The sequence below is a fragment of the Brevibacterium sp. SIMBA_078 genome (assembly GCF_046534565.1).
Classification (GTDB): domain Bacteria; phylum Actinomycetota; class Actinomycetes; order Actinomycetales; family Brevibacteriaceae; genus Brevibacterium.
Map to the genome: position 1 here is coordinate 162,471 of NZ_JAWRYQ010000002.1, position 22,314 is coordinate 184,784.

Annotated in this window: 23 protein-coding genes and 2 tRNA genes; 4 read left to right on the plus strand and 21 right to left on the minus strand. The window is 64.6% G+C overall.

Translation table 11 applies throughout. The annotated features are described in order from the left end of the window. Nucleotides 1-314: 314 nt before the first annotated feature. The 7 genes from SB749_RS09035 to SB749_RS09065 all read right to left on the minus strand — a co-directional run bounded on the left by SB749_RS09035 (nucleotide 315) and on the right by SB749_RS09065 (nucleotide 5,740). Entirely contained in the window at nucleotides 315-806 is a 492-nt protein-coding gene (locus SB749_RS09035) for a DUF3145 domain-containing protein (RefSeq protein WP_101546746.1), read from the minus strand. Between the two features lie 448 nt (nucleotides 807-1,254). Then, nucleotides 1,255-1,419 carry a hypothetical protein gene (locus SB749_RS09040; RefSeq protein WP_410710061.1) on the minus strand — a complete coding sequence of 55 codons (165 nt, stop codon included), beginning with the start codon at nucleotides 1,417-1,419 and terminating at the stop codon, nucleotides 1,255-1,257. Between the two features lie 31 nt (nucleotides 1,420-1,450). Continuing rightward, nucleotides 1,451-1,527 (minus strand) — tRNA-Ile (locus SB749_RS09045). Between the two features lie 92 nt (nucleotides 1,528-1,619). Then, nucleotides 1,620-2,921 carry an EAL domain-containing protein gene (locus SB749_RS09050; RefSeq protein ID WP_410710062.1) on the minus strand — a complete coding sequence of 434 codons (1,302 nt, stop codon included), beginning with the start codon at nucleotides 2,919-2,921 and terminating at the stop codon, nucleotides 1,620-1,622. A gap of 102 nt (nucleotides 2,922-3,023) precedes the next feature. After that, nucleotides 3,024-4,445: an MFS transporter gene (locus tag SB749_RS09055; protein WP_410710496.1), complete on the minus strand. Its 1,422-nt coding sequence runs from the start codon at nucleotides 4,443-4,445 to the stop codon at nucleotides 3,024-3,026. Between the two features lie 96 nt (nucleotides 4,446-4,541). Then, nucleotides 4,542-5,558 (minus strand): LLM class flavin-dependent oxidoreductase, encoded by a 1,017-nt coding sequence (locus SB749_RS09060; RefSeq protein ID WP_410710063.1) that lies wholly within the window; start codon nucleotides 5,556-5,558, stop codon nucleotides 4,542-4,544. A gap of 109 nt (nucleotides 5,559-5,667) precedes the next feature. Beyond that, nucleotides 5,668-5,740, minus strand: a tRNA-Asn gene (locus tag SB749_RS09065). A gap of 256 nt (nucleotides 5,741-5,996) precedes the next feature. On the opposite strand from SB749_RS09065, the gene SB749_RS09070 reads away from it, so the two are divergent. Further along, nucleotides 5,997-6,908, plus strand: coding sequence for a DMT family transporter (locus tag SB749_RS09070; RefSeq protein ID WP_410710064.1), 912 nt, complete (start codon nucleotides 5,997-5,999; stop codon nucleotides 6,906-6,908). A 42-nt stretch (nucleotides 6,909-6,950) separates the two neighbouring features. Continuing rightward, nucleotides 6,951-8,120: a glycosyltransferase gene (locus SB749_RS09075; RefSeq protein ID WP_410710497.1), complete on the plus strand. Its 1,170-nt coding sequence runs from the start codon at nucleotides 6,951-6,953 to the stop codon at nucleotides 8,118-8,120. A gap of 44 nt (nucleotides 8,121-8,164) precedes the next feature. Here SB749_RS09075 and gluQRS read toward each other — a convergent pair whose 3' ends face one another. The 13 genes from gluQRS to SB749_RS09140 all read right to left on the minus strand — a co-directional run bounded on the left by gluQRS (nucleotide 8,165) and on the right by SB749_RS09140 (nucleotide 19,689). Beyond that, nucleotides 8,165-9,103 (minus strand): tRNA glutamyl-Q(34) synthetase GluQRS, encoded by a 939-nt coding sequence (gene gluQRS, locus SB749_RS09080; protein ID WP_410710065.1) that lies wholly within the window; start codon nucleotides 9,101-9,103, stop codon nucleotides 8,165-8,167. After that, entirely contained in the window at nucleotides 9,100-9,420 is a 321-nt protein-coding gene (locus tag SB749_RS09085; RefSeq protein ID WP_410710066.1) for a GNAT family N-acetyltransferase, read from the minus strand. The genes gluQRS and SB749_RS09085 overlap by 4 nt, the downstream gene beginning before the upstream one ends. Nucleotides 9,421-9,514: 94 nt before the next feature. After that, on the minus strand, nucleotides 9,515-10,357 hold the full coding sequence (locus SB749_RS09090; RefSeq protein ID WP_410710067.1) for an amino acid ABC transporter permease: 843 nt from the start codon (nucleotides 10,355-10,357) through the stop codon (nucleotides 9,515-9,517). Next, nucleotides 10,354-11,016, minus strand: a complete 663-nt coding sequence (locus tag SB749_RS09095; RefSeq protein ID WP_410710068.1) for an amino acid ABC transporter permease — start codon at nucleotides 11,014-11,016, stop codon at nucleotides 10,354-10,356. The genes SB749_RS09090 and SB749_RS09095 overlap by 4 nt, the downstream gene beginning before the upstream one ends. Nucleotides 11,017-11,086: 70 nt before the next feature. Then, nucleotides 11,087-11,986 (minus strand): glutamate ABC transporter substrate-binding protein, encoded by a 900-nt coding sequence (locus SB749_RS09100; RefSeq protein ID WP_410710069.1) that lies wholly within the window; start codon nucleotides 11,984-11,986, stop codon nucleotides 11,087-11,089. A gap of 45 nt (nucleotides 11,987-12,031) precedes the next feature. Further along, a complete protein-coding gene (locus SB749_RS09105; protein WP_410710070.1) occupies nucleotides 12,032-12,784 on the minus strand; it encodes an amino acid ABC transporter ATP-binding protein in 753 nt (250 codons plus the stop codon). A 125-nt stretch (nucleotides 12,785-12,909) separates the two neighbouring features. Beyond that, complete coding sequence (locus tag SB749_RS09110; protein ID WP_410710071.1) at nucleotides 12,910-14,598, minus strand: AMP-binding protein; 1,689 nt, start codon at nucleotides 14,596-14,598, stop codon at nucleotides 12,910-12,912. A gap of 29 nt (nucleotides 14,599-14,627) precedes the next feature. Continuing rightward, nucleotides 14,628-16,325: an ABC transporter permease gene (locus SB749_RS09115; protein WP_410710072.1), complete on the minus strand. Its 1,698-nt coding sequence runs from the start codon at nucleotides 16,323-16,325 to the stop codon at nucleotides 14,628-14,630. A gap of 2 nt (nucleotides 16,326-16,327) precedes the next feature. Then, nucleotides 16,328-17,092, minus strand: a complete 765-nt coding sequence (gene modA / locus SB749_RS09120; RefSeq protein WP_410710073.1) for a molybdate ABC transporter substrate-binding protein — start codon at nucleotides 17,090-17,092, stop codon at nucleotides 16,328-16,330. A 95-nt stretch (nucleotides 17,093-17,187) separates the two neighbouring features. Then, nucleotides 17,188-17,589: a TOBE domain-containing protein gene (locus SB749_RS09125; protein WP_410710074.1), complete on the minus strand. Its 402-nt coding sequence runs from the start codon at nucleotides 17,587-17,589 to the stop codon at nucleotides 17,188-17,190. Then, nucleotides 17,586-18,017 (minus strand): molybdenum cofactor biosynthesis protein MoaE, encoded by a 432-nt coding sequence (locus SB749_RS09130; protein WP_410710498.1) that lies wholly within the window; start codon nucleotides 18,015-18,017, stop codon nucleotides 17,586-17,588. Before SB749_RS09130 ends, SB749_RS09125 begins: the two co-directional genes overlap by 4 nt. Then, the gene (gene moaC / locus SB749_RS09135) at nucleotides 18,014-18,484 is read right to left on the minus strand and encodes a cyclic pyranopterin monophosphate synthase MoaC (RefSeq protein WP_410710499.1); all 471 of its coding nucleotides are present in this window, start codon (nucleotides 18,482-18,484) and stop codon (nucleotides 18,014-18,016) included. The genes SB749_RS09130 and moaC overlap by 4 nt, the downstream gene beginning before the upstream one ends. Further along, the gene (locus SB749_RS09140; protein WP_410710075.1) at nucleotides 18,481-19,689 is read right to left on the minus strand and encodes a molybdopterin molybdotransferase MoeA; all 1,209 of its coding nucleotides are present in this window, start codon (nucleotides 19,687-19,689) and stop codon (nucleotides 18,481-18,483) included. The genes moaC and SB749_RS09140 overlap by 4 nt, the downstream gene beginning before the upstream one ends. A 41-nt stretch (nucleotides 19,690-19,730) precedes the next feature. On the opposite strand from SB749_RS09140, the gene moaA reads away from it, so the two are divergent. Both moaA and SB749_RS09150 read left to right on the plus strand, forming a co-directional pair. Then, nucleotides 19,731-20,819 (plus strand): GTP 3',8-cyclase MoaA, encoded by a 1,089-nt coding sequence (moaA, locus tag SB749_RS09145; protein ID WP_410710076.1) that lies wholly within the window; start codon nucleotides 19,731-19,733, stop codon nucleotides 20,817-20,819. Next, nucleotides 20,820-21,065: a MoaD/ThiS family protein gene (locus SB749_RS09150; protein ID WP_410710077.1), complete on the plus strand. Its 246-nt coding sequence runs from the start codon at nucleotides 20,820-20,822 to the stop codon at nucleotides 21,063-21,065. A gap of 32 nt (nucleotides 21,066-21,097) precedes the next feature. Here the strand turns inward: SB749_RS09150 and SB749_RS09155 are convergent, their stop codons facing one another. Continuing rightward, nucleotides 21,098-22,303, minus strand: coding sequence for a ThiF family adenylyltransferase (locus tag SB749_RS09155; protein ID WP_410710078.1), 1,206 nt, complete (start codon nucleotides 22,301-22,303; stop codon nucleotides 21,098-21,100). Nucleotides 22,304-22,314: the final 11 nt, after the last annotated feature.

The following is a 22,314-nucleotide window of genomic DNA, read 5'->3' on the forward strand; positions in this document are numbered from 1 at the left end:
CTGAGCGAACTCAGACAGCTCTACGGCCCACTCTGAGTCGAAAAACACGGTTTTGAAACTGTGCTTTCCGACTGACTCAGAGTGGGCCGTTTCCATTTGGGCGCAAGACGCACTATACGCCTGGGAAGGTAGTTTGCGCTGAGCAATCTGCTCAAGGTGCCCAGGAGAGTGGTCTGTGCAGAGCCTCCTGCATAAGCGCGCAGGCACGATAGCGTGCGAAATGGGCACACCCGAGGTAGGAGGGTGTGCCCATCTGCATTTGTGAACGCCCGAACTCTCGCAGCTGAGTGCAGTTCGGCGGTGAAGGGAGCGGCTCAGCCGACCTTCGTCAGCCAGCGCACCGGTGCGCCTTCTCCTGCGTGACGGAACGCGTCGAGTTCCTCGTCCCAGGCTTCGCCGAGAGCGGTCGCCATCTCCGAGGAGAACTTCGCAGGGTCACCGGCAGCGCGCTCCATCACGGAGCGGATGCGGTCTTCAGGGACGAGGATGTTGCCGGCCGTATCGGTGACGGCGTGGTAGATGCCCAGATCGGGTGTGTGGCTCCATCGACCGCCGTCGACTCCGGCCGAGGGCTCCTCGGTGACTTCATAGCGGAGTGAATCCCAGCCGCGCAGTGCGGATGCGATGCGAGCTCCGGAGCCTGCGGGCGCGCGCCAGCAGACTTCCGCGCGCACGAGCCCTGGTGCTGCCGGCTGGGGTGTCCAGTCGAAGCGTGCCTGTGCGCCGATGGCCCCGCCCGCTGCCCACTCGATGTGAGGGCACAGCGCACGAGGTGCTGAGTGGACGAAGAGTACGCCCTGAGTCATATCCATTTCTGCCTCCTACCTCGGATACGTCTTCCCCTACGATCCGAAAGGAGGTGCTGACCACATAATAGTCGATGTTCGTCGTACAGCCAAGCATCAAAGATGCTGGTGGCGTCGGGTGTCTGTGCCGAGCGGATGACCGGCCATAGGCTGGCGTCATGACCGAGGAGCAGATGACCGACGAACGACCGCCGCGGACTATCCGCATGTTCCCCGACTATGCATGTTCGGTGCTGTGGATCCGCGATCCCATCGACTGTCGGAAATCAGGGCTGTCCTCTGGCCTCGTCGCGGAGCTGCAGGTGTGGAGCAGTCCTACTATGACTCGCTCAACGATGAGATCGACTGGGTATCCGATGCGGCAGCGCGCGCATTCACCGAGGAGGGCGTTCGTCTGGCACGAGTGGTCTCTGCCGAAGTGGGCCCGCAATTCGTCGTCGAGATCTCTTCATCCGATGACGACACCGGGGCAATGCGAATACGGGCCGAGCATTCCGCCGAGAACCCGAAGGCGGAGGCCTCTTTCACACACCTGTTCGACGAGGCGGAGGCAGACGACCGCAGAATTGCCGAACTCGTCAGGAACGATCCGGGCGGAGAGTGGACTGCCCACGCTCCTTTGTCCGAACCGGTTCGATGGTTCGTGGTGCCCCCGGTCGGACTTGAACCGACGGCCAAGGAATTATGAGTTCCCTGCTCTAACCAGCTGAGCTACGGGGGCCAGCCGAGACAACATTAGCACCATCGGAGCCCGCTTCCCCATTCGCATCACACGTGCGTTCAGCGGAGTCGGGACACCCGGACTCGCGCCGCTCAGGCCCGCAGCTTCGCTGTTGCGGTGAGGGGTGCGACGCGAGTCAGAACGCTGCGTGCGGCGTCGACGCAGGTGTAGCGGTCGGTCGTGATGTAGACATCGAAGACGGTCTGTCCGTCGCTGCCCGGATCGTTGCGCTTCGACGCTGCAACCATGCCCGACCAGTCCGGCCCGACCACGACGACGCCGTGCTCATTGCGGATGGGATCGGATGCGTCGACGAGTCCGGTGCGCACTCCGGGAATCGGCGGTCCGTCGAAGCCGCCGGAGAACATCGCCGTCAGCCCCACGGTGTCCCGGATCTTCTCATAACGGAGTCGTGTCGCCTCGGAGAAGTCGTCGTCCTCTCCGAACACTCCGAGGGTGATGGTCGCGGTTCCCGATGCCAGAGCACGCTCTTCCAAGGCGGCGATCTGCGCGACGAGAAGTTCGCGGTTCATCACCAGAGGCTCGCGGCGCAGTCCCTGCGAGATCGAATACGGGGTGCCCAGTGCAGGCAGATTGCGGGAGTAGTGAGATACGAGGGCGTCCTCGTTCGGCTCGGAGAACGCCTGCGGCTGCTTCGTGGCCTCACCGAAGTAGGGCCCGGACATGTACCGCGCCCCGAGCGCACGCACACGGTCCAGATCCTCTTCGGTCTCGACACCGTCGGCGAGGATGACCGCACCGGTGCGTTCGAGATGGGCGTGGAGAAGACGGTTGAGTTCGGCCAGATGGGAGTCGCAGTCGATGCGCAGAACGTCCGGGTGGAGTCCGACCACCGAAGGATTGACCAGCGGGACGAAGGCAGTGCTGCGCAGATCGGCCCCCACAGAAGACATGCCCACTCCCCAGCCCATGGCGCGTGCCGACCGCACCGAGCGCAGCACTGAGGCCGGGGACGAGGCGACCCGGGTGGCGTCGAGCTGGAGGATGACCGAGCGGTCGGGTTCTCCGGTGCGATCCTCGAGGGTCGCAAAAGACTCAGCTTCGGCATGGAGGAACAGGCGGTTCGACTTCGGCAGTCCGGCTCCTTCTGCCGTGCGCAGCGCGGAGTCACGCAGAGAGGCGTCGATATCACCCGTGATCGTCGAGGCGCGCATGGCGTGACGCAGGTTCTCCGACTCGGCACGACCCAGCTCCGGGGAACCCGTGGGAGCCTGCAGAATCTGGTGGCCGACCCGCTGGAAGGTCAGTGCGTCGACGACGGGGGCGAAATAGGTTTCTATCCCGCCCGAGCGCACGAGTTCCTCGAGCCCCAGCTCGTCATCGGGTACGGCCTCGACCACTGTGTTTCCTTCCATGGGCTGATGTGCGTTCACAGTCTTCCACATTCGGACACAGCGGATTGTCTAAAATCCGTAACATTATTGCGCTGACAGCTGACGATTGCCTGACTCGGCCGGGCGCGGCGCGAGCGGCACTCAAGCCCGGCGGGGGCCGCCTCGGCGAACCTCGATGAGACCGACGATACCGGCGAGGATGACGATGACGGCGATCGCGACGAACGCTCCCATCATCCCCCAATGCCAATTGCTCGCCGCGGTGATCGAGAACGCCAGCGCGGTCATGATCGCCAGCCCCATCGAAGTGCCGATGCGCTGCCCGGTCTGGAGCACTCCTCCCGAGGACCCGGCGTACCTCAGGGGGACCTCCTGCAGGGTGAGAGTCTGATTGGGGCTGATGACCATGCCCTGCGCGGTGCCGATGAACGCCAGGGTCAGCAGCATCCACCACTCGCTTCCGATGCCCTGGGACAGCAGCGCGACGACGGCGATCGTGGCCACCAGACCGACGAGGCACAGCGCGATCCCCCAGACAACGAGGCGGCGCCCGATCTGGAAAACGAACCGTCCGGACACATCGGCTGAGACCGCCGAGCACAGCGCGGCCGGCAGACCGATCATTCCCGCGGCCAAGGCGGTGTGTCCCAGCCCCTGCTGCATGTACATGGCTACGAGGACCCAGACGCTGGTGACGCCGAGGAAGTAGAGGGCGATGATGATCGCACCGTTGCTGAAGCTGCGGATGCGGAAGAGATCGAGATCGACCATCGGGGGACGGCCCAGACGCGCGTACCGACGTTCCCACCGGGCCCACACCCAGATCATGCCGATGCCGATCGGCAGGGACAGCCAGATGAACCAGCCCAGCGATGATTCGACGAAGGGCAGGAGGATCAGGAGGACGCCGATGCCGAGGAGGATGACCCCCACGGGGTCGAGATCCTTGCCGCCGTCGGAGTTCTTCGCGTCCTGGTCGACGGCAGGTCGCCATGCGCCGGCAGGCAGCCAGGCCCGGGCGAGGATGAGGGAGGCGATGGCGAAGGGAACATTGACCAGGAAGGTCGCTCTCCAGCCGAGGTCGCTGCCGAACAGTGCGATGAGGGCACCGCCCAGCACAGGGCCGATGGCCACCGACAGACCGACGGTGGTGCCCATCAGCCCGAATGCACGACCGCGCGGCGGCCCCTGGAAGTACTGCTGCAGCAGGCCCACGACCTGCGGATTGAGGAATCCGGAGCCCAGCCCCATGGTCACTCGGGAGATGTTGAGCGTCAGCGGATCAGGGGCGATTCCGGCCACCAGCGAGGACAGCCCGAACAGACCGACTCCGATGGCGAACAGCTGTCCGCGTCCGAAGACGTCTCCGGCACGTCCGGCGGCGACGAGGACCACGCCGAAGGACAGCGCATAACCGGTGAGCACCCATTGCAGCGCCGAAGTGGAGGCGTCGATATCAGCAGCGATCGAGGGCAGGACGACGTTGATGCTGGACACCGACAGCAGGGACATGAAGAGGGGAACGAGGCCGATGAGGAGGATGCGCTTCTGCGTCTGCGTCATCTTCGTGCTCTCGCTCACGCGGCCCCCTCATTTTCATCGTCTCTGCCTCGCCTCATCCTACGTTCATGCAGTCCGGTTCGACCCCGCGTCTCAGCATTATCCGGCAGGAGCCCAGCCCAGGGCCGGCGCGACGTGCTGGGCAAAGGACTCGAGGATGTGCAGGTTGTAGTCGACGCCGAGCTGACTGGGGATGGTGAGCATGAGGGTGTCGGCCGCCGCGATCGCCGGGTCGGACTTGAGCTCGTCGATCAGCTGGTCCGGTTCACCCGCGTAGGCACGGCCGAACGTCGAGCGTGTGTCGTCGATGATGCCGATCTGATCCCCTTGGCCGGCCCCACGCCGACCGAAGTAGAGGTCGTCGAGGTCGGTGGTGATCGGGAAGATGCTGCGGCTGACGGACACTCTCGGAGTCCATTCGTGACCAGCGGCGCTCCACGCCTGACGGTACCTGGCGATCTGCTCGCCCTGCAGGTCTCCGAATGCGGCGCCGGTCGCCTCGGTGAGCAGAGTCGAACTCATCAGGTTGACACCCTGCTGTGCCGCCCATTCGGCGGTGGATGCGGATCCAGCTCCCCACCAGATGCGGCGTTCAAGGCCAGGGGAATGCGGTTCGATGCGCAGACGCTTCCCCGGACCGAACTGCTGCGGATCCGCCGGGGCAAGTTCCTCGCCGCGGATGGCCCGGAGGAACCGATCGAACTTCTCCCTGGCCATGTTCGCGGCCTTCGGCTCGGTGGGATCCTCGTAGCCGAAGGCTTCCCAACCGCGCAGGGCCGGCTCCGGGGATCCGCGACTGATGCCCAGCGCCACTCGCTGGTCGGAGAGCAGATCGAGGGCGGCGGCCTCCTCGGCGAGGTAGAGCGGGTTCTCATATCTCATGTCGATGACCCCGGTACCGACCTCGATGTTGCTGGTCTTCGCGGCGATCGTCGACAGCAGCGGAATGGGAGAGGCCGCCTGGGTCGCGAAATGGTGGACTCGGAAGTAGGCACCGTTGACGCCGAGCTCGTCGGCACCGACGGAGATCTCCACCGCATCGCGCAGCATCCGCCCAGCGTCGAGGTCGCCAGCGTTGTCGTAGTGACCGAAACTGAGGAATCCGAAAGACTTCATGCCAGTTGAACCCGCCGCGTGCAGAGCCTATTCCCCGTCCACGTCGACGACACAGAGCGCAATGTCGGCAACGACGAAGGCCCCGTCCTCACGGACGGGACCTTGGCTGCTCCCCCGGCTGGGCTCGAACCAGCGACCCTTCGATTAACAGTCGAATGCTCTGCCAACTGAGCTACGGAGGAATGCCGCAGTTTCCTGCGGACGTGTGTTCCAGCTTAGCAAATCTCCTGGCCGGCGAACAAAACCGTGACGAGTGCTTTAGCTCACAGCATTGAGGGTGCTTCGGCCACAGCGCTGAGGGTTTCCCCACCCGTCGCCGCAGGGTTGCCTTACAGTCAGGACAAACACAGTCTGCGGCCATCTCCGCCGCCGCCCCGCGCGATAGACTCGAAGCGATCCGCTCCCCACCTCCACACCGTCGATACCGGAAGACTCATCGTGACCATAGTGGCAATCGCCCTCGCCGTCCTCGCGGCCGTGGCACTGGCCTATGGCGCCTTGTATCAGCACGATGCGGTCGCCGGGCAGAATGACTCCCACAACGGACTCAGCTGGGCCCATTTCACCGAGCTGCTGCGCAATCGTCGGTGGCTGCTCGGGCTGATCATCCTCGGAGTGGGAACGACGGGCAATTTCGTGGCCCTGGCGCTGGCTCCGGTGATGGTCGTGCAGCCGATCGGAGCATTCTCACTCATCGTCTCGGTGCTGCTCGGCGTCCGCCACCGCGGGCTCAAGGTCAACAGGCGACTCGTTCAGTCAGTCGTCTGGTGTACCGCCGGGGTGACGCTCTTCGTCGCGCTCTCGGCGACGACGGCACAGTCGGAGGTCCACCTCGGAGCCGATGCGATGCCGCTGTTCTGGATCACCGCCGTCGCCGTGGCGGTCGGGCTGGTGATCGTGGTGGTCTTCCGCCACGCCCCTCAGCTCGTGCTCATCATCGCCGCCGGCCTGCTGTTCGCCTGTGTGGCGACGAACGCTCACCTTGTCAGCGTCCAGTTCCTCCAGGCCGGACTCGACCAGGTCACCTGGATCAATGTCGCGGCGCTGCTGGCGGCCGTGGCCCTGGGGTCCCTGTTCGTCCAGAATTCCTATGCCGCGGGCCCCCCGGAGATGGTCATCGCCGGTCTCACCGTCATCGACCCGATCGGTGCCGTCATCCTCGGCACCGTCGTCCTCGGCGAGGCGGCCCACTCCCCCGTCTGGCTCATCATCCTCATCTCGCTCACCGGAGTGGTCGCCTGCGCAGCCGTCGTTGTATTGTCGCGGTATCATCCCGATGTCAGAGATCGAGAAGCTCAGCGCAGGAACGCCCGCCGTTCCGACACCATGACCGACACCGAGGAGAGCTGAATCCTGTCTGCGCACCGTCCCACCCCGAAACGCCGCATCCTCATCCCGGCGGAGACGTACGCCCCCGAAGTCAACGGTGCCGCGAAATTCGCCGAACGGTTGGCCGAAGGTCTCGCCGCACGTGGCAACGACGTCCACGTCGCCTGCCCCTCGGCCACGGGCAAACCCTCGGTCAGTGTCGAGAACGGGGTCACCGTCCACCGACTCACCGCTCACAGGTGGCCCCTGCACCCGACGTGGATGATCTGCATGCCGTGGGAGACGAGGCCCGAGCTCTCGCGGCTCCTCGACAGCGTCCGCCCCGATGTCGTGCATACTCAGGCGCACTTCGTCATCGGCCGCTATGCGTTCTCCGAATCGATCAGGCGCGGAATCCCTGTCGTGGCCACGAACCACTTCATGCCCGACAATGTCCGCCCCTATCTCAAAGCTCCGAAGGCCGTTCTCGACGGCGGCACCGCCATCGCCTGGTGGGATCTGCGCCGGAAGTTCCAGTCCGCCGATTTCATCACGGTTCCGACGCAGCTGGCCGCCGATCTGCTCACCGAGAACGGGTTCTCCTCGCCCATCAGGGCAGTGTCCTGCGGGATCGATCTGGAACGCTTTGCTCATCTGCGCGAACTCGACTGCGCCGCGTCGCGGGCCGTTCCCCCACGTGTTCTCTTCGTCGGTCGGCTCTCCTCGGAGAAGCACGCCGCCGACATCGTCGAGGCTGTGGCGAAGACCGATCCCGCGCTCGGGCTCGAAGCCGACATCGCCGGCGGCGGTGACCAGGAGGAGCCGCTGAAGCAGCTGGCTGCCGAACTCGGCATCGCCGATCGAGTGCATGTGCTCGGGAAGATCAGTGACAAGGCGCTCATGGAGGCCTACCAGCGCTGCACCTTCTTCTGCATGCCGTCGACCGCTGAGCTGCAGTCCATCGCCACGCTGGAGGCACTGGCGTCGCGCAAACCTGTGGTCCTCGCCGATGCTGTGGCCCTGCCGCACCTCGTCCGCGACGAAGTCAACGGGTACCTGTTTCCGCCGCGCGACACGGATGCGCTGGCGGATCGCTTCACCCGCATCTGCCGAATGCCCGATGATGAACTCGATGCCATGTCGAAGGCGTCGCTCGATGTCGTGGCCAAACACGATATCGAATACACCCTCGACACCTTCGAAGCGATCTACGACGACGTCATCCGAGACGCCGTCGACTCGTCCGCAGCCTGATGAAGCATCGGCCTGACGAGGAGACGGCCTGAGCGGAATCGGCCCTAGGAGCCCGCAGGCGGGATGAAGACCGTCGGCGTCGTCGCCATCCGAGCGAAGTCGATGTCCCTGACCATATCGTCGACGGATCTCCACGGGGCACCGTCTCCGTCGAATCCCAGTGACTGCTGCATCCAGGCGAAGACGTCTTCATTGGTCCAGCCGAGGCCGCGCAGCTGCTGATAGGTCACCGCTCCATCGCGTTTGGCCAGCCGCTGACCACTGTCGTTGAGCACCAGTGGAACATGCACCCAGTCCGGTTCGGGCAGACCAAGCCGCCGTGCCAGGTACGCCTGCCGGGGTGCCGAAGAAGCGAGATCGTCGCCGCGCAGGATCTCGTCGATTCCGGTCGCTGCATCATCGACGACGACGGTGAGATTGTAGGCGAAGACACCGTCACCTCGCCGCAGCACGAGATCGTCGACGACGGCCTCCACCCGGCCGAGCAGCACATCGTCGATGCTGTGGACTCGGTTGTCCGCGCGCAGACGCAGCGCCGGGCGCCGATTGCTCGCTTCGAGCCTCAGTCGGGCGGACTCGCGCTCTTCTTCCCCGAGACGGCGACAGGTCCCCGGGTACGCCCCGGGTGGTGCGTGCGGTGCGCTCGGGGCCTGAGCGATGTCCTTGCGTGAGCAATAGCATTCGTAGACGAGTCCGTCCGCCTCCAGCCTCGCAATCGCGGCGGCGTATTCGGCAGTGCGTTCGGATTGGACCAGAGGAGCTTCGTCCGGGACGACGCCGAGGTCGGCGAAGACCTGAAGCTGTGAGTCGGCTGCTCCGGCCTTCACCCGATCGAGGTCTTCGATCCGCCACACGAACCGCCGGCCTGTCTGCCGGGCACGCACATAGCTGAGCAGTCCGGAGCGGATATTGCCGATGTGGAGGTCACCGCTCGGGCTCGGAGCGAAACGGCCCGCTCCGCCGCCTTGCTGTCTCTCCGTCACTGAGGGGACACGAGATCGCCGTACTGCGGGAAGCGCTCGAGGTAGTCCTGGACGTACGAACAGGTCGGCACGATGGTCGACCCGTCGGCCCGGATGAGGTCGAGCACCTGGGTGACGAGGGTACGGGCGAAGCCTCGTCGGGAGAAGCCTTCGGAGATGATCGTGTGCTGGAGTTCCAGAGTGTGGTCATCGATAACCTGGTAGGCGAGGAACCCGATGAACTCTCCCGGGTTCTCATCGGTGAACAGCTCGTACCGTTCGCGGTCGATGTTCTTCACCATTCGAACCGGTGTGGGGCTGAGTTGAGGCTGTGGCATTGATGCACTCCTTCATGGCCGACTCCTATGTGAACGATACATGGTCGAACAGGGCCAGGTCGCTGTCGACCGGGCCCTGTTCGCAACCGGGGAATCAGTCGATGATCTTCGAGGTCAGAGCATCCGCCTCGGTGTCGGCGGTCGTTTTTCGCTGGAGTCGGGATTCGAGCCAGCGGGCGAACCCGGCGACGATCATGTTGATGATGATGAACAGGAGTGCCCCGACGATGAACGTCGGCAACAGGTTGTTGTACTCTCGGCCGATGAGGTTCACCTGGTAGAGCAGGTCCTGATACGTGACGATGAAGCCCAGAGCCGAATCCTTCAGGAGCACGACGATCTGAGCGATGATCGTCGGCATCATCGCTCGCAGCGCCTGCGGCATGAGCACCAGACTCATCACCTGTCCCGAGCGCAGCCCGATCGCCATGGCCGCTTCACGCTGCCCGGTGGGGACGGCGAGGATGCCTGCACGGATGATCTCGGCCAGCACCATTCCGTTGTAGAGGGTCAGGCCGAAGACGACCGACCAGAAGGAACCGATCTCGTTGCCGAAGAGGAGGAACATCGCGAAGATGAGCAGCAGCACGGGCACGCCGCGGAAGAATTCGAGGACGATCGTTCCGGGGACCGAGATGACCTTCTTGGGTGAGAGCCGCAAAAGGGCGAAGACCACTCCGACCACCAACGCGAGGACTGATGCCACGACCGCGACCTTGAGGGTCGCGAGCATGCCTTGGAGCAGGACGGTCTGAATTTGCGCGAAGGTGAAGGGGTACCACTTCTCGGGTGCGAGCTGACCGGCGTCGGCGAACTTCCAGATCACAAATGCAACGAGTGCCAACAGCACGATCAGCGACGCGATCGAGAGGATGATGTTGTTCCGGCGCGACTTCGGCCCCGGTTCGTCGAACAGCACTTGAGTGGGAGCGCTCATCGCAGAATCACCAGCTTCTTCTCCAGGTAGTCGAAGACACGGCCGAGCAGCAGAGCCAGGATCAGATAGGCCAAGGCGGTGCCGAACAAGATCGGGATGACGAGGTCACCGCGGATTTCGATGGCATTGCGCATCGCGGAGATCAGCTCTCGGTTGTTGAACGCCGAGGCGATGGAGGTGTTCTTGAGCATCGCGATGATCACACTGCCCAGGGGCGGGATGACCGTGCGGAACGCCTGCGGCAGAATCACTTCGCTCAAGGTCTGGCCGAAGCTCAGGCCCACTGCGCGTGCGGCTTCAGCTTGCCCGACGGGAATCGTCGCGATTCCCGACTTCAGCGTCTCCGCAACGAAGCACGCGGTGTAGGCGATGAGAGCGATCGTGGCGTAGACGAAGGAGTTGAACGAACTCGTCGACCCGAATCGGATGTCAAGGAACGGCAGTCCGAACGCACAGAAGAACATCACGAGCGTCAGCGGAGTGTTCCGGACGACGTTGATGTACGTCGATGCGGCGATGCGCAGCACAGGGGTCGGTGAGACACGCATCGCGGCGAGCACCGTACCGAGGATCATCGATCCGATCAGGGCGACGGTGAAGAGTTTGATCGTTCCCCACGCGCCGGAGAGGAACATCTGGAGAAGCTCCAGGAAATCCATGGCAGATTCCTTAATCGATGCGAGGGCACCGCTGTCGGTGCCCTCGCATCATGTCAATCTGTGGACTGGGTCAGTAGCGGTCGACCTTGGGCATGTCGACACCATCGGTGGATCCGAGGGTGTATTCGAATGCCTTCTTCCAATCGCCGTCGTCCATGCCCTTCTCCAGAGCATCGTTGACCGCGTCCCGCAGGGCCTTGTCGTCCTTGGGCAGACCGACGCCGTAGGGCTCTTCGGTGAAGGGCTTGCCCACGACCTTGAACTCGCCCTCGTACTGCTTGGCATAGCCGCGCAGAATCGCGTCATCGGTGGTCACCGCGTCGACGGAGCCCGACTGCAGGTCGGTGACGCACTTCGAGTACGCGTCATAGGTGACGAGTTCGGCCTTCTTGTACTTGTCCTTGATGTTCTGCGCCGGGGTCGAACCGTCGACGGAGCAGACCTTCTTGCCGTCGAGATCCTCAGGTCCCGCGATATCGGAGTCCTCGGCGACGAGCAGATCCTGGCCGGCGACGTAGTACGGTCCGGCGAAGTCGACGACCTTCTTGCGCTCATCGTTGATCGTGTACGTAGCCACGACCAGATCGACGTTGCCCTGCTGCAGGAACGGCTCGCGGTTGGCCGAGACCGTCTCCGTGTACTTGATCTGGTCAGGCTTGAATCCGAGCTGTGCGGCAACCATCTTCGCGATCTCGATGTCGAAGCCCTCGGGCTGTTCAGAGCCGGCCGAGACGTTGCCGAGGCCCGGCTGGTCCTTCTTCACACCGATGGTGATCTCACCGGCGTCCTTCGCGGCCTTCCATGTCTTCGAGTCGGCGATGTCCGCGCTCTCGTTGACTGTGTATTCGGGTGCTTCTGCCTTGGCGCCGTCGCCGTCGGCAGGTGCGTCCGGGGTTCCGCCCTGGCCGCAGCCGCTGAGTGCCAGCATTCCGATGGCCACCGAGGCGACCGCCAGTCTGAGCTTCTTCATGGTCTCTCCTTGTGAGTGAGGTGGTGCTGATTGAAAGCGGTGGTGTCAGTTGGTCAGGATCTTCGACAGGAAGTCCTTGGCTCGGGGGCTCTGGGGGTTCGTGAAGAACTCCTCGGGTTCGGCGACTTCGACGATCTCCCCGTCGGCCATGAACACCACGCGATGGGCGGCTTTGCGCGCGAAGCCCATCTCGTGGGTGACCACGACCATGGTCATACCCTCCTCGGCGAGTCCGACCATGACATCGAGGACTTCGTTGATCATCTCCGGGTCCAACGCCGAGGTGGGCTCGTCGAAGAGCATCACCTTCGGCTTCATCGCCAGAGACCGGGCAATTGCAACACGCTGTTGCTGCCCGCCGGAGAGCTGAGCCGGATACTTGTCGGCCTGGTGGGCGACGCCGACGCGTTCGAGCAGCGCCATCGCCTGTTGGTCCGCCTCGGCCTTCGGGATCTTGCGCACCTTGATCGGTCCCAGCGTAACGTTCTCGAGGATCGTCTTGTGGGCGAAGAGGTTGAAGGCCTGGAACACCATGCCGACGTCGGAGCGCAGCTGAGCCAGGGCCGCGCCTTCGGCGGGCAGTTCGCTGCCGTCGATCGTGATGCTGCCGGAGGTGATGGTCTCCAGCCGATTGATCGTCCGGCACAGGGTCGATTTGCCTGACCCGGAGGGGCCGATGACGACGACGACCTCGCGTTCGGCGATATCGAGGTTGACGTTCTTCAAAGCGTGGAAGTCGCCGTAGTGCTTCTCGACATTGCTCAAGGACACCAGTGGCGGTGGTGATTCAGCTCTCATGAACAATGATCCTAGTGAATTCGGGCACGCAAGAGAAACTCATGCCCGGTCGGGTTCGAACTGCAACCGACTTGTGATCTCAGGCTCGATCCGAATGCAGTTCGGTTCCGGATCGCGGCTGGGCCTCAGACGGCGGCGTGTGCGATCCTCTCGCCCTCTTCGCGAAGTTCGATCTTGCGGATCTTTCCCGACACCGTCATGGGGAAGGAATCCCGGACCTCGACGTAGCGGGGGATCTTGAAGTGGGCGAGTTTGCCGGAGCAGAACTCCCGCACCTCCTCGGCGCTCAGGGATTCGAAGCCGTCCTTGAGGATCACCCAAGCCATGAGCTCCTCCCCGTACTTCTCGTCGGAGACCCCGACGACCTGGACGTCGCGGATGGCCGGGTGGTGGTAGAGGAACTCTTCGATCTCCCGCGGATAGACGTTCTCGCCGCCGCGGATGACCATGTCCTTGATGCGACCGGAGATGTCGACGTAGCCGTCCTCGTCCATGATCGCGAGGTCGCCGGTGTGGATCCACCGAGCTGCGTCGATCGTCTCCGCCGTCTTGTCGGGCTGCTCCCAGTATCCGAGCATGACCGCGTAGCCGCGGGTGCAGAATTCGCCCTTCTGTCTGCGCGGGAGAGTCTGTCCGGTGACCGGGTCGGCGATCTTGATCTCGAGATGGGGCATCACGCGCCCGACCGTCTGGGTGCGCTTCTCCAGGGAGTCGTCGACGCGGGTCATCATCGACACGGGTGCCGTTTCGGTCATGCCGTAGCAGATGGCGACCTCCGACATGTTCATATCGTCGATGACTCTGCGCATCGTGTTCACCGGGCACGGGGACCCGGCCATGACGCCGGTGCGCAGGCTCGAGAAATCGAACTCGGAGAACTGCGGGTGTTCGAGTTCGGCGATGAACATCGTCGGCACACCATAGAGGGAGGTGGCCTTCTCCTCGGTGACGGCGGTCATCGTCTCCAGCGGGTCGAAGCCTGGTGAGGGCAGCACGATCGCCGCCCCGTGGCTGAGTGCGGCGAGGTTGCCGATGACCATGCCGAAGCAGTGGTAGTAGGGCACGGGCACGACGACGGTGTCAGCAGTGGTGTATGAGAGCGTCTCGCCGATGAAGAATCCGTTGTTGAGGATGTTGTGGTGGCTGAGCGTCACGCCTTTGGGGAATCCGGTGGTGCCTGAGGTGTATTGGATGTTGATCGGCTCATCGGCCGACAGGTCGTCCATCACCTGCTGCAGGCGGACGCCGTACTTCGCGCCCGAGTCGGCCAGCAGCTGCCTGCCGTGTCCGATGAGGCGGGCGAAGGACTGACGTTCGCCGATGTTCGCGCCGCCGATGAGGTCCTCGGGGACGGTGTCGAGGAACACCAGGTCGAGTGCCGGGACCTTCGCAGCTACCTCGGTGCCGATGGCGTGGAAATCCGAATGCGGGGGTGCCACGACCTGCGAGATGAGCAGCGTCATCCCGGACTGCTTGGCCACGTATTCGAGTTCGTGGCTGCGGTAGGCGGGGTTGACGTTGACGAGGATGGCGCCCATCTTCGCGGTCGCGTACTGGACGAGGGCCCATTCGGCAACGTTCTGCGCCCAGATCCCGACTCGGTCGCCCTTCTTCACGCCGCGTTCGAGCAGTCCCACGGCCAGTGCATCGGTGTCGGCGTCGAACTCCGCGTACGTCCACCGCCGGTTCGATTTCCGGTCGACGAGTGCCAAGGCATCGGGGTTCGCAGTCGCGATGCGTTTGAAGTGCTCTCCGATGGTGATCCCGAGCAGGGGTTCGGTGGAGATACCGGAGGAATAGGACAGTTCGGCCACGGCGCTGTGCTCCTTGAAATGTCAGTGGTTCAATGTGACTGATTGCACACTATGCCGTCGTGGTCCATCATGCAAAAGCTCCGCAGAAAGTCCTCCCCTGCTCCGGCTTGCCCTGGATCGACGTGCCCTACCTGGGCCGACAGTTCCACCGCTCCATCTTCGACGAGCACGAGCTCATCGGCCAGCGCGCTGACGTCGTCGATGTCATGAGTGATGAGCAGTGCGCTGCGATCGGCCAGGAGTTCGGCGACCACCTGACGGGTCTCGACGCGCACATCGACGTCGAGTGCGGCAAGGGGCTCGTCGAGCAGAAGCAGCCGCGGATCGACGAGGAGGGCGCGGGCCAGAGCGATGCGTGCGGCCTGGCCGCCCGAGACCGCTTCGGGTCGCCGTTGCGCACAGTGACCGACGCCGAGGCGGTCGAGCATGTCCTGCGCCCGTTCCCGGGCCGGCCCGCGGGCCATGCCGTGAGCGCGTAGACCGTAGCTCGCGTTGTCGATGACGCTCAGGTGCGGGAACAGCAGCGGGTTCTGCGCCAGATGGATGATGCCGCGGTCGTGGATGGCCGGCCAGTGCCCGGCGTCCAGATCGAAGATCGCGTCGTCACCGATGCGCAGGTGTCCGGAGTCGGGGCGCAGCGCTCCGGTGAGGATGTGGAACAGGCTCGATTTGCCGGCGCCGTTGCGCCCGATGATCGCGGTCGTCCCCCCGACGGGGACGGTGAAGTTGAGAGCGATTCCCCGCTCGGCAAGTTCCACCGCGGTGCTCAGACGCCCTCCGGACGGTGGACCGGATGTGATCGGAGCACCCTGTGCCCGGTCATGGCGCGGTGGCGGGGTGGCCGCCTCGGCGAGCGTGGACTTCACCGTCCGGGGTGTCGGGCGGAGGCGGGGGGCGTGCGGGGATCGGTACGCTAGGACGATGATGACCACGGCGATGACGATGAGCAGCAGGGACAGGCCGATGGCGGCCTGCGGATCCGATTCGCGGACGAGGTAGATCTGCAGGGGCATCGTGCGAGTGACGCCGGAGAGGGATCCGGCGAAGGTCAGGGTGGCACCGAATTCACCGAGGGAGCGAGCGAAGCAGAGGACGGCGCCAGTGGTGATGCCGTTGCGCAGGAGCGGCAGCGTGACCGTGAAGAACACGCGGTCGGGTTTCGCCCCGAGTTCGGCGGCGGTGAGCTCGAAGCGACGCCCCAGAGCCGTGGTTGCGGTCTCGACCGACATGACCATGAACGGCAGCGAGACGAAGATCTGGGCCATGATCACCGCCGAGGTGGTGTAGGCCAGGCTCAGTCCGAGATCTTCCGCGGCGCCGCCGAGCACGGCCGAGCGCCCCCAGGTGTAGAGCAGTGCCAGACCGCTGACCACCGGTGGAAGCACGAGCGGCAGCAGGATGAGGGTGCGCACGATCCGCTGCCCGCGGAAGTCCTTGGTCGCGAGCAGGTAGCCCAGCGGGAACCCGAGGGCGACGCTGACCAGGGCCGAGATCATCGAGGTCAGCAGGGACAGCTTCATCGCCAGCCGCGATTCCTCGGCCGTGATCACGGCGAGCAGACTCTGCGGGTCGACTCGGGTGAGCATGCCGATGATCGGCAGGAGCAGGAATACGATGCCGATGACGGCGGGCAGCCACAACCAGCCGGGAATGAGCGAATCCGATCTGAGCCTCCTCGGCGAGAGGGACGGGGATGCCTTCGAACGGTTCGAGGATTGCGCGGGCATGGTCAGCCTGCGGCGAATCCGGCGTCGCGCAGCAGCTTCTGAGCCGTGTCGGAGCCGAGGAACTTCACGAAGGCATCGGCTTGGTCCTGGTTCTCGCTGGCTCTGACTGTGGCGGCCGGGTACTTGTTGATGACCTTGTCTGCGCCGTCGAGGTCGACCTGTTGAACCTTGCCGTCTCCACGGGCGATGTCAGTGACGTAGACGATTCCGGCATCGGCCTGTCCGGCGCTGACCTTGCCGAGGACGTCGGTGACCGAGTTCTCTTCGCTGACCGGATCGAGTTCGACGTCATTGAGGTCGGCCCACTTCTCCGTCGCGGCTCCACAGGGCACCTGGGGCGCGCAGACGACGAGGTCGTTGCCGGGGAAGTCCTGGGAGCTCTTGAACGCCTTCGGATTGCCGTCGGCCACAGCCATGGTGAGTGTGTTCGAAGCGAACGTCTCAGGTTCGCCGGCGAGCAGGTCGTCTGTCTCCAGCGTGTCCATCGTCTTCTCATCAGCGGTGGCGATGACGTCGGCGGGGGCACCTTCGGAGATCTGGGAGACCAGGTCGGACGATCCGGCGAAGGAGAACTTCACATCGGGTGCACTCGGATCGGCGGCTTTGTACTTATCGGCGACGTCTTCGAAGACTTCGGTGAGCGAAGCGGCGGCAAAGACGGTGATCTCTTCCGGTTGGTCCACTTCGGGCCCCGAGTCCGATCCCGAGGAACAGGCGGTCAGGGTCAGGGCTGCGACGGTGCAGAGCCCCAGCAGGGTTTTCTTCATACACCCATTGAACCCGCAGATGCGGCTTCGTGTCGACTTCAGTTCCGATTATGAGACTTGGATGTGTCGTGCTGCGGGGAAGAGTCGGCTGCGATTCATGAACCCGGGACGGTGTCGATCGACACCATCGTCGCCTTCACCGAGGCGGTCGCGAGACTTCCCGGTTCGAGCTCGAGTTCACGACAGGCTTCGGCCGACATCAGCGATACCACGCGGAAAGGACCGCACTGCATGCTCACCTGGGCCATCACTCCGTCGATGCTGACGTCAGTGACGAGTCCGGCGAAGCGGTTGCGTGAGGAGCTCATAACGCCGCTGGGGTCGGCGAGTGAGGCCGCGGACGACTGCGCGAGTTCGGCGAGTTCCCTGCCTTCGACGACGGCACGGTTCGAGGAGTCCTTGAGCGAGGTGAGCCGCCCGTCGGCGACCCACCGGCGCACCGTGTCGTCGCTGACGCCGAGGAACCGTGCGGCCTCGCTGATGCGCAGCTGAGTCATTCGAGGGCTCCCACCCATTCGTCGCTGCCGTCGGCGAAGTGCTGGTGCTTCCAGATCGCCACTCGGGCTTTGACCTCGTCGATGAGTTCGGAACAGGCCAGGAACGAGTCCTTCCGGTGGGCCGAGGCCACGACGGCGGCCAGAGCCACGTCTCCGATGGTGAGGTCGCCGACCCGGTGGACGACGGAGAGGCGGACCTCGGCGTGGCGGGCAGCGATGTCGGCGGCCACCTCGGCGATCTGATCGGCCGCGAGGGGGTGGGCCTCATAGTGCAGGGAACTGACGCCACGGCCCTCGTCGTGGTCGCGGATGACGCCGGAGAAGCTCACGACTGCGCCGCAGGTGTCGGTGAGGACTTCGGGTTCGAGTGCCTGGGTCGAAACCGGGGTCTCGACGACTCCCGTGGTCACGACGGTTCCGGTGCTCATGACTCTCGTGTCCAATCTCCGCTCCTTCCGCCTGACTTCTCGATGACCTTGATATCGCTGATCACGGCCTGATTGTCCACGGCCTTGATCATGTCGAAGATCGTCAGCGCGGCCGTGGTCACGGCCGTCAGGGCTTCCATCTCGACTCCGGTCTTCGACACCGTCTTCACTGCGGCGGTGATGGTCACACGATCGTCGCCGAGTGCGAATTCGACGTCGATTCCGGTCAGCGGCAGCGGATGGCACAGGGGAATGAGGTCGCTGGTGCGCTTCGCCCCCATCACTGCGGCGATGCGCGCCACGGGCAGGGCGTCTCCCTTGGGCAGTCCCGCCTCGGCGATCATGTCGATGACCTCGCTGCGGGTCGTGATGGTCCCGGTGGCCACCGCCCGGCGTTTGGTCACGTCTTTGTCGCCGACATCGACCATCTGGGCGGTTCCGGTCTCGTCGACGTGCGAGAGCTTCATGCGATCTTCCACGTCATCAGCCTATCCCCCGCGGGTGAGAATGGGTTGTCCGGTCCGGGTTCGTCGGGTGAGACGAAGACGAGGTGGGTCGCCTCGGCGTAGCTGTGGAGCAGGTGGGAACGGGAATCGCCGACGAATTCGAGGCCCGCCTCAGTGAGCCGGGCACGGCGGACCTGGAGCTTCCCGGCCGGCGGGGTCTCATCGAACCCGTGGGCCAGGCGGTGGTGGGCGACTTCGCGGGGCGCTGCGTCGCCTGCCAGGCCGAGCAGCGCGGGACGGATGAACAGTTCGAAGCTGATGAGGGTGCTCACCGGGTTGCCGGGCAGCGCGACCCAGGCGTGGTCTGCCAGACGCCCGCATCCCTGTGGTCCGCCGGGCTGCATGGCGATGGGTTCGAAGACCATCGCGGATTCGGCATCGAGTTCGGCTGCGAGCTTGACGACTTCGTGAGCGCCTTTGGAGATTCCGCCGGTGGAGATGACGAGCTGTGCGTCGCTGCGCCGCACTCGGTCGAGCAGCTGCTGCGGATCATCGGGGACGAAGGCGACATCGACTTCGACGCCGAGGCGGCGCAGCCCGGCCGAGAGCGTCACTGAGTTCGCGTCGTTGATTCCGGCGGCCGCCTCGGCGGCGATCTCGTCACCTGTGCTCACGATGAGCACGCGTGGCAGGCCGAGCACGGGCAGTTCGTTCACTCCACACGCGGCGGCCACGCCGAGGTGGGCGGGCGTCAGCATGGTGCCCGCGCTCAGCACGGTCTGACCGGCGCTCACGTCAGAGCCGCGGGGGCGGACGAATGCTCCCGGGCGCGGTTCCGCATGAGCGTCGAGGGTGATGGATTCGGCACCGAAGCGTCCCGGTGAGGTGTCTTCGATCTTGACGACCATATCGGTACCCTGCGGCAGCGGTGCCCCGGTCATGATCTCGGTTGCGGTGCCTGGTCGAACTGCCTCACCACGTGCTCCTGCGGCGACGCGGCCGTGCACGGGAATCGGGCGGTGCCGCATCTCCTCCACGGTGGCCGCGGCCAAGGCATAGCCGTCCATGCTCGAGTTGTCGAAGCCGGGCACATCGATCGGCGATTCCACATCGGCGGTCAGTCGCCTCGGCGCATCCAGCAGCGAACTCAGCGGCAGGCTCACCGGACCGGTCAGCGGCGATATGATCTCGGATATGCGCTCACGATGCATCTTCGCAGTAGTCATGGGACGATGATATCGACACGCTTTTCAAGGAGGATGACGCAATGGAGAAGATCGGCCTGCCCATGCCGGTGCTGAGAACTCCGACGGTCGACCCGGGCGAGGAGTTCACCGCCCATAAGGAGGACTCGCTGCTCGACACCTTCGACCGGCGGGCTCGGGACCTCCGCATCTCCCTCACGGACTTCTGCAATCTGCGTTGCACCTACTGCATGCCGGAAGAGGGCGTCGAATTCATGTCCCGCGACTCGGCAATGTCCGGTGACGAGATCGTGCGCTTCGTCCGCATTGCCGTGGAGAAGTTCGGCGTCGACCAGGTCCGGTTCACCGGCGGCGAACCCCTGACCCGCAAGGACATCAACGAGATCATCGCCGGCGTCGCGGCACTGGAACCGCGACCGAACATCGCCCTGACGACCAACGCGATCGGTCTGGACAAACGCGCCGCTGGGCTGAAAGAGGCGGGACTGGATCGCATCAACGTCTCTCTCGACACGATCGATCCGGAGACCTTCACCACCATGACCCGGCGCCCGTTCCTCAAGCGGGTGCTCGAAGGCATCGACGGGGCGAAAGCCGCCGGCCTCGAGCCTGTGAAGATCAACGCCGTGCTGCTGCCGGGAGTCAACGATGCACAGGCGCCTGATCTGCTGCAGTGGTGCCTCGAACAGGATCTGAGCCTGCGGTTCATCGAACAGATGCCCCTGGACGCCGGACATTCCTGGGAGCGGACGTCGATGATCACCGCCGCCGACATCTTCGCCCTCCTCGAACCCCGATTCGTCCTCACCCCGGATTCGGCCCCGCGCAACGGCGCCCCGGCCGAGAAGTTCCTCGTCGCCGATCGACGCCGTCCCGATACGATCCTCGGCACCGTCGGCATCATCGCTTCGGTCACGCGTCCCTTCTGCGCCGACTGCACTCGCACCCGGCTGACCGCGGAAGGACGTGTGCGCACCTGCCTGTTCTCCCGCACCGAGGTCGATCTGCTCACCGCGATGCGCGATGGTGCCTCCGACGAATCGATCGCTAACCTGTGGAAGGGTGCGCACTGGAAGAAGCTCGCCGGTCATGGGATGGACACGGATTCGTTCGAGCAGCCGCAACGACCCATGAGCGCCATCGGAGGATAAGTGCCCACCATCACCGTTCGGTTCTTCGCCGCAGCCCGGGAGGCCTTCGGGGCCCGCGAATCACAGATCCATGCCGGGTCCGTCGATGAGCTCGTCACGACCCTCGCCGAGGCGGCCGACCCCCAAGCCGCGACCGTGCTGTCGCGCTCGAGCTTCCTCGTCAATTCCGTGGCCGCCACCGATCGGTCCGCGAAACTGTCCGACGGTGACACCGTCGATGTCCTCCCCCCGTTCGCCGGCGGGTGAGGCCCTGATCGGCGAGATCGGCTGAAGCCTCGTCAGCTCTGCTGTGGAGCCGGCTGCGACAGATAGGCGAGATATCCACCGTTGACCGACGTCACTGCCATGCCATGTGAACGCAGCTGCGCAGCGGTCTTCGCCGAGCGCACTCCCGACCGGCAGTACAGTGCGATCCCGTGCGGCCGTGCGGGGGCAGCGTCAGAAATGGCGGGCGTGTCTGTTGTGTTGGCAGTCGGCAGGCGGCTGGGATCGTCGAGCAGCTCGTCCATCGGAATGTGAATGGCACCGGGGACCATCCCCGAGGCGACCTCATAGTCATCGCGGATGTCGACGAGGATGGAGCCGGACTCGACCTCCGCCCAGGTGACGGTGGCCGGCCCGAGACGGTCCTCCCCTGTGGTCGAGCCTTTTGCACTCTCTGCCGTGTCGCCGTCGGTGCTCAGAGAGTCGAACGTGTGCTGGGCATAGTCGCCGCGATGCTGCTCGAGGTCAGTGACCGGAGGCCTGCCGGGGATCGGCCGGACCGGGACCGTCTCCCAGCCCGCGTCGAGGCTGCTGTGGATCGCCACGCTGTTGATCAGCGGTGTCCCGATGCCGGTGAGCACCTTGATGGCCTCCATCGCCATGGCGGATCCGATGCTTCCGCACAGGGGCCCGAGGACTCCGGCGACCGAGCAGTCGGGCACACTGCCCGGAGCGGGAACCTCAGGGTAGAGGTCGCGCAGGGTGGCGCCGCGTTCGGCATCGAAGACGGCGACCTGGCCGTCGAAGCCGAGGATCGTTCCCCAGACGAGCGGGATTCCGAGAATCTCACAGGCATCATTGGCAAGGTAGCGGGTGGCGAAGTTGTCGCTGCCGTCGACGACGATGTCGACGCCTGCGAAGAGTTCGAGAGCGTTGTCCGGAGTGAGCAGCTGCGGAATCGTGCGGACCTCGATCGACGAATTGATCCCGTTCATCCGCTGCTGAGCGGAATCGATCTTACGAGTGCCGATGGCCGCCTCGGTGTGGATGACCTGTCGATGCAGATTGCTCAGTTCGACGATATCGGGGTCGACCACGGTGATCGTGCCGATGCCCACGGCCGCGAGGTAGCTGAGAATCGGGGCACCGAGTCCCCCGGCACCGATGACGAGCACCTGCGAGTCGAGCAGCGACGCCTGCGCGCTCTCACCGAATCCGGACAGCCGGATCTGCCGTGCGTAGCGGGTCCGGTCGGCAGGGCCGAGGGGTGAAGTGGACATGGCCCCATCCT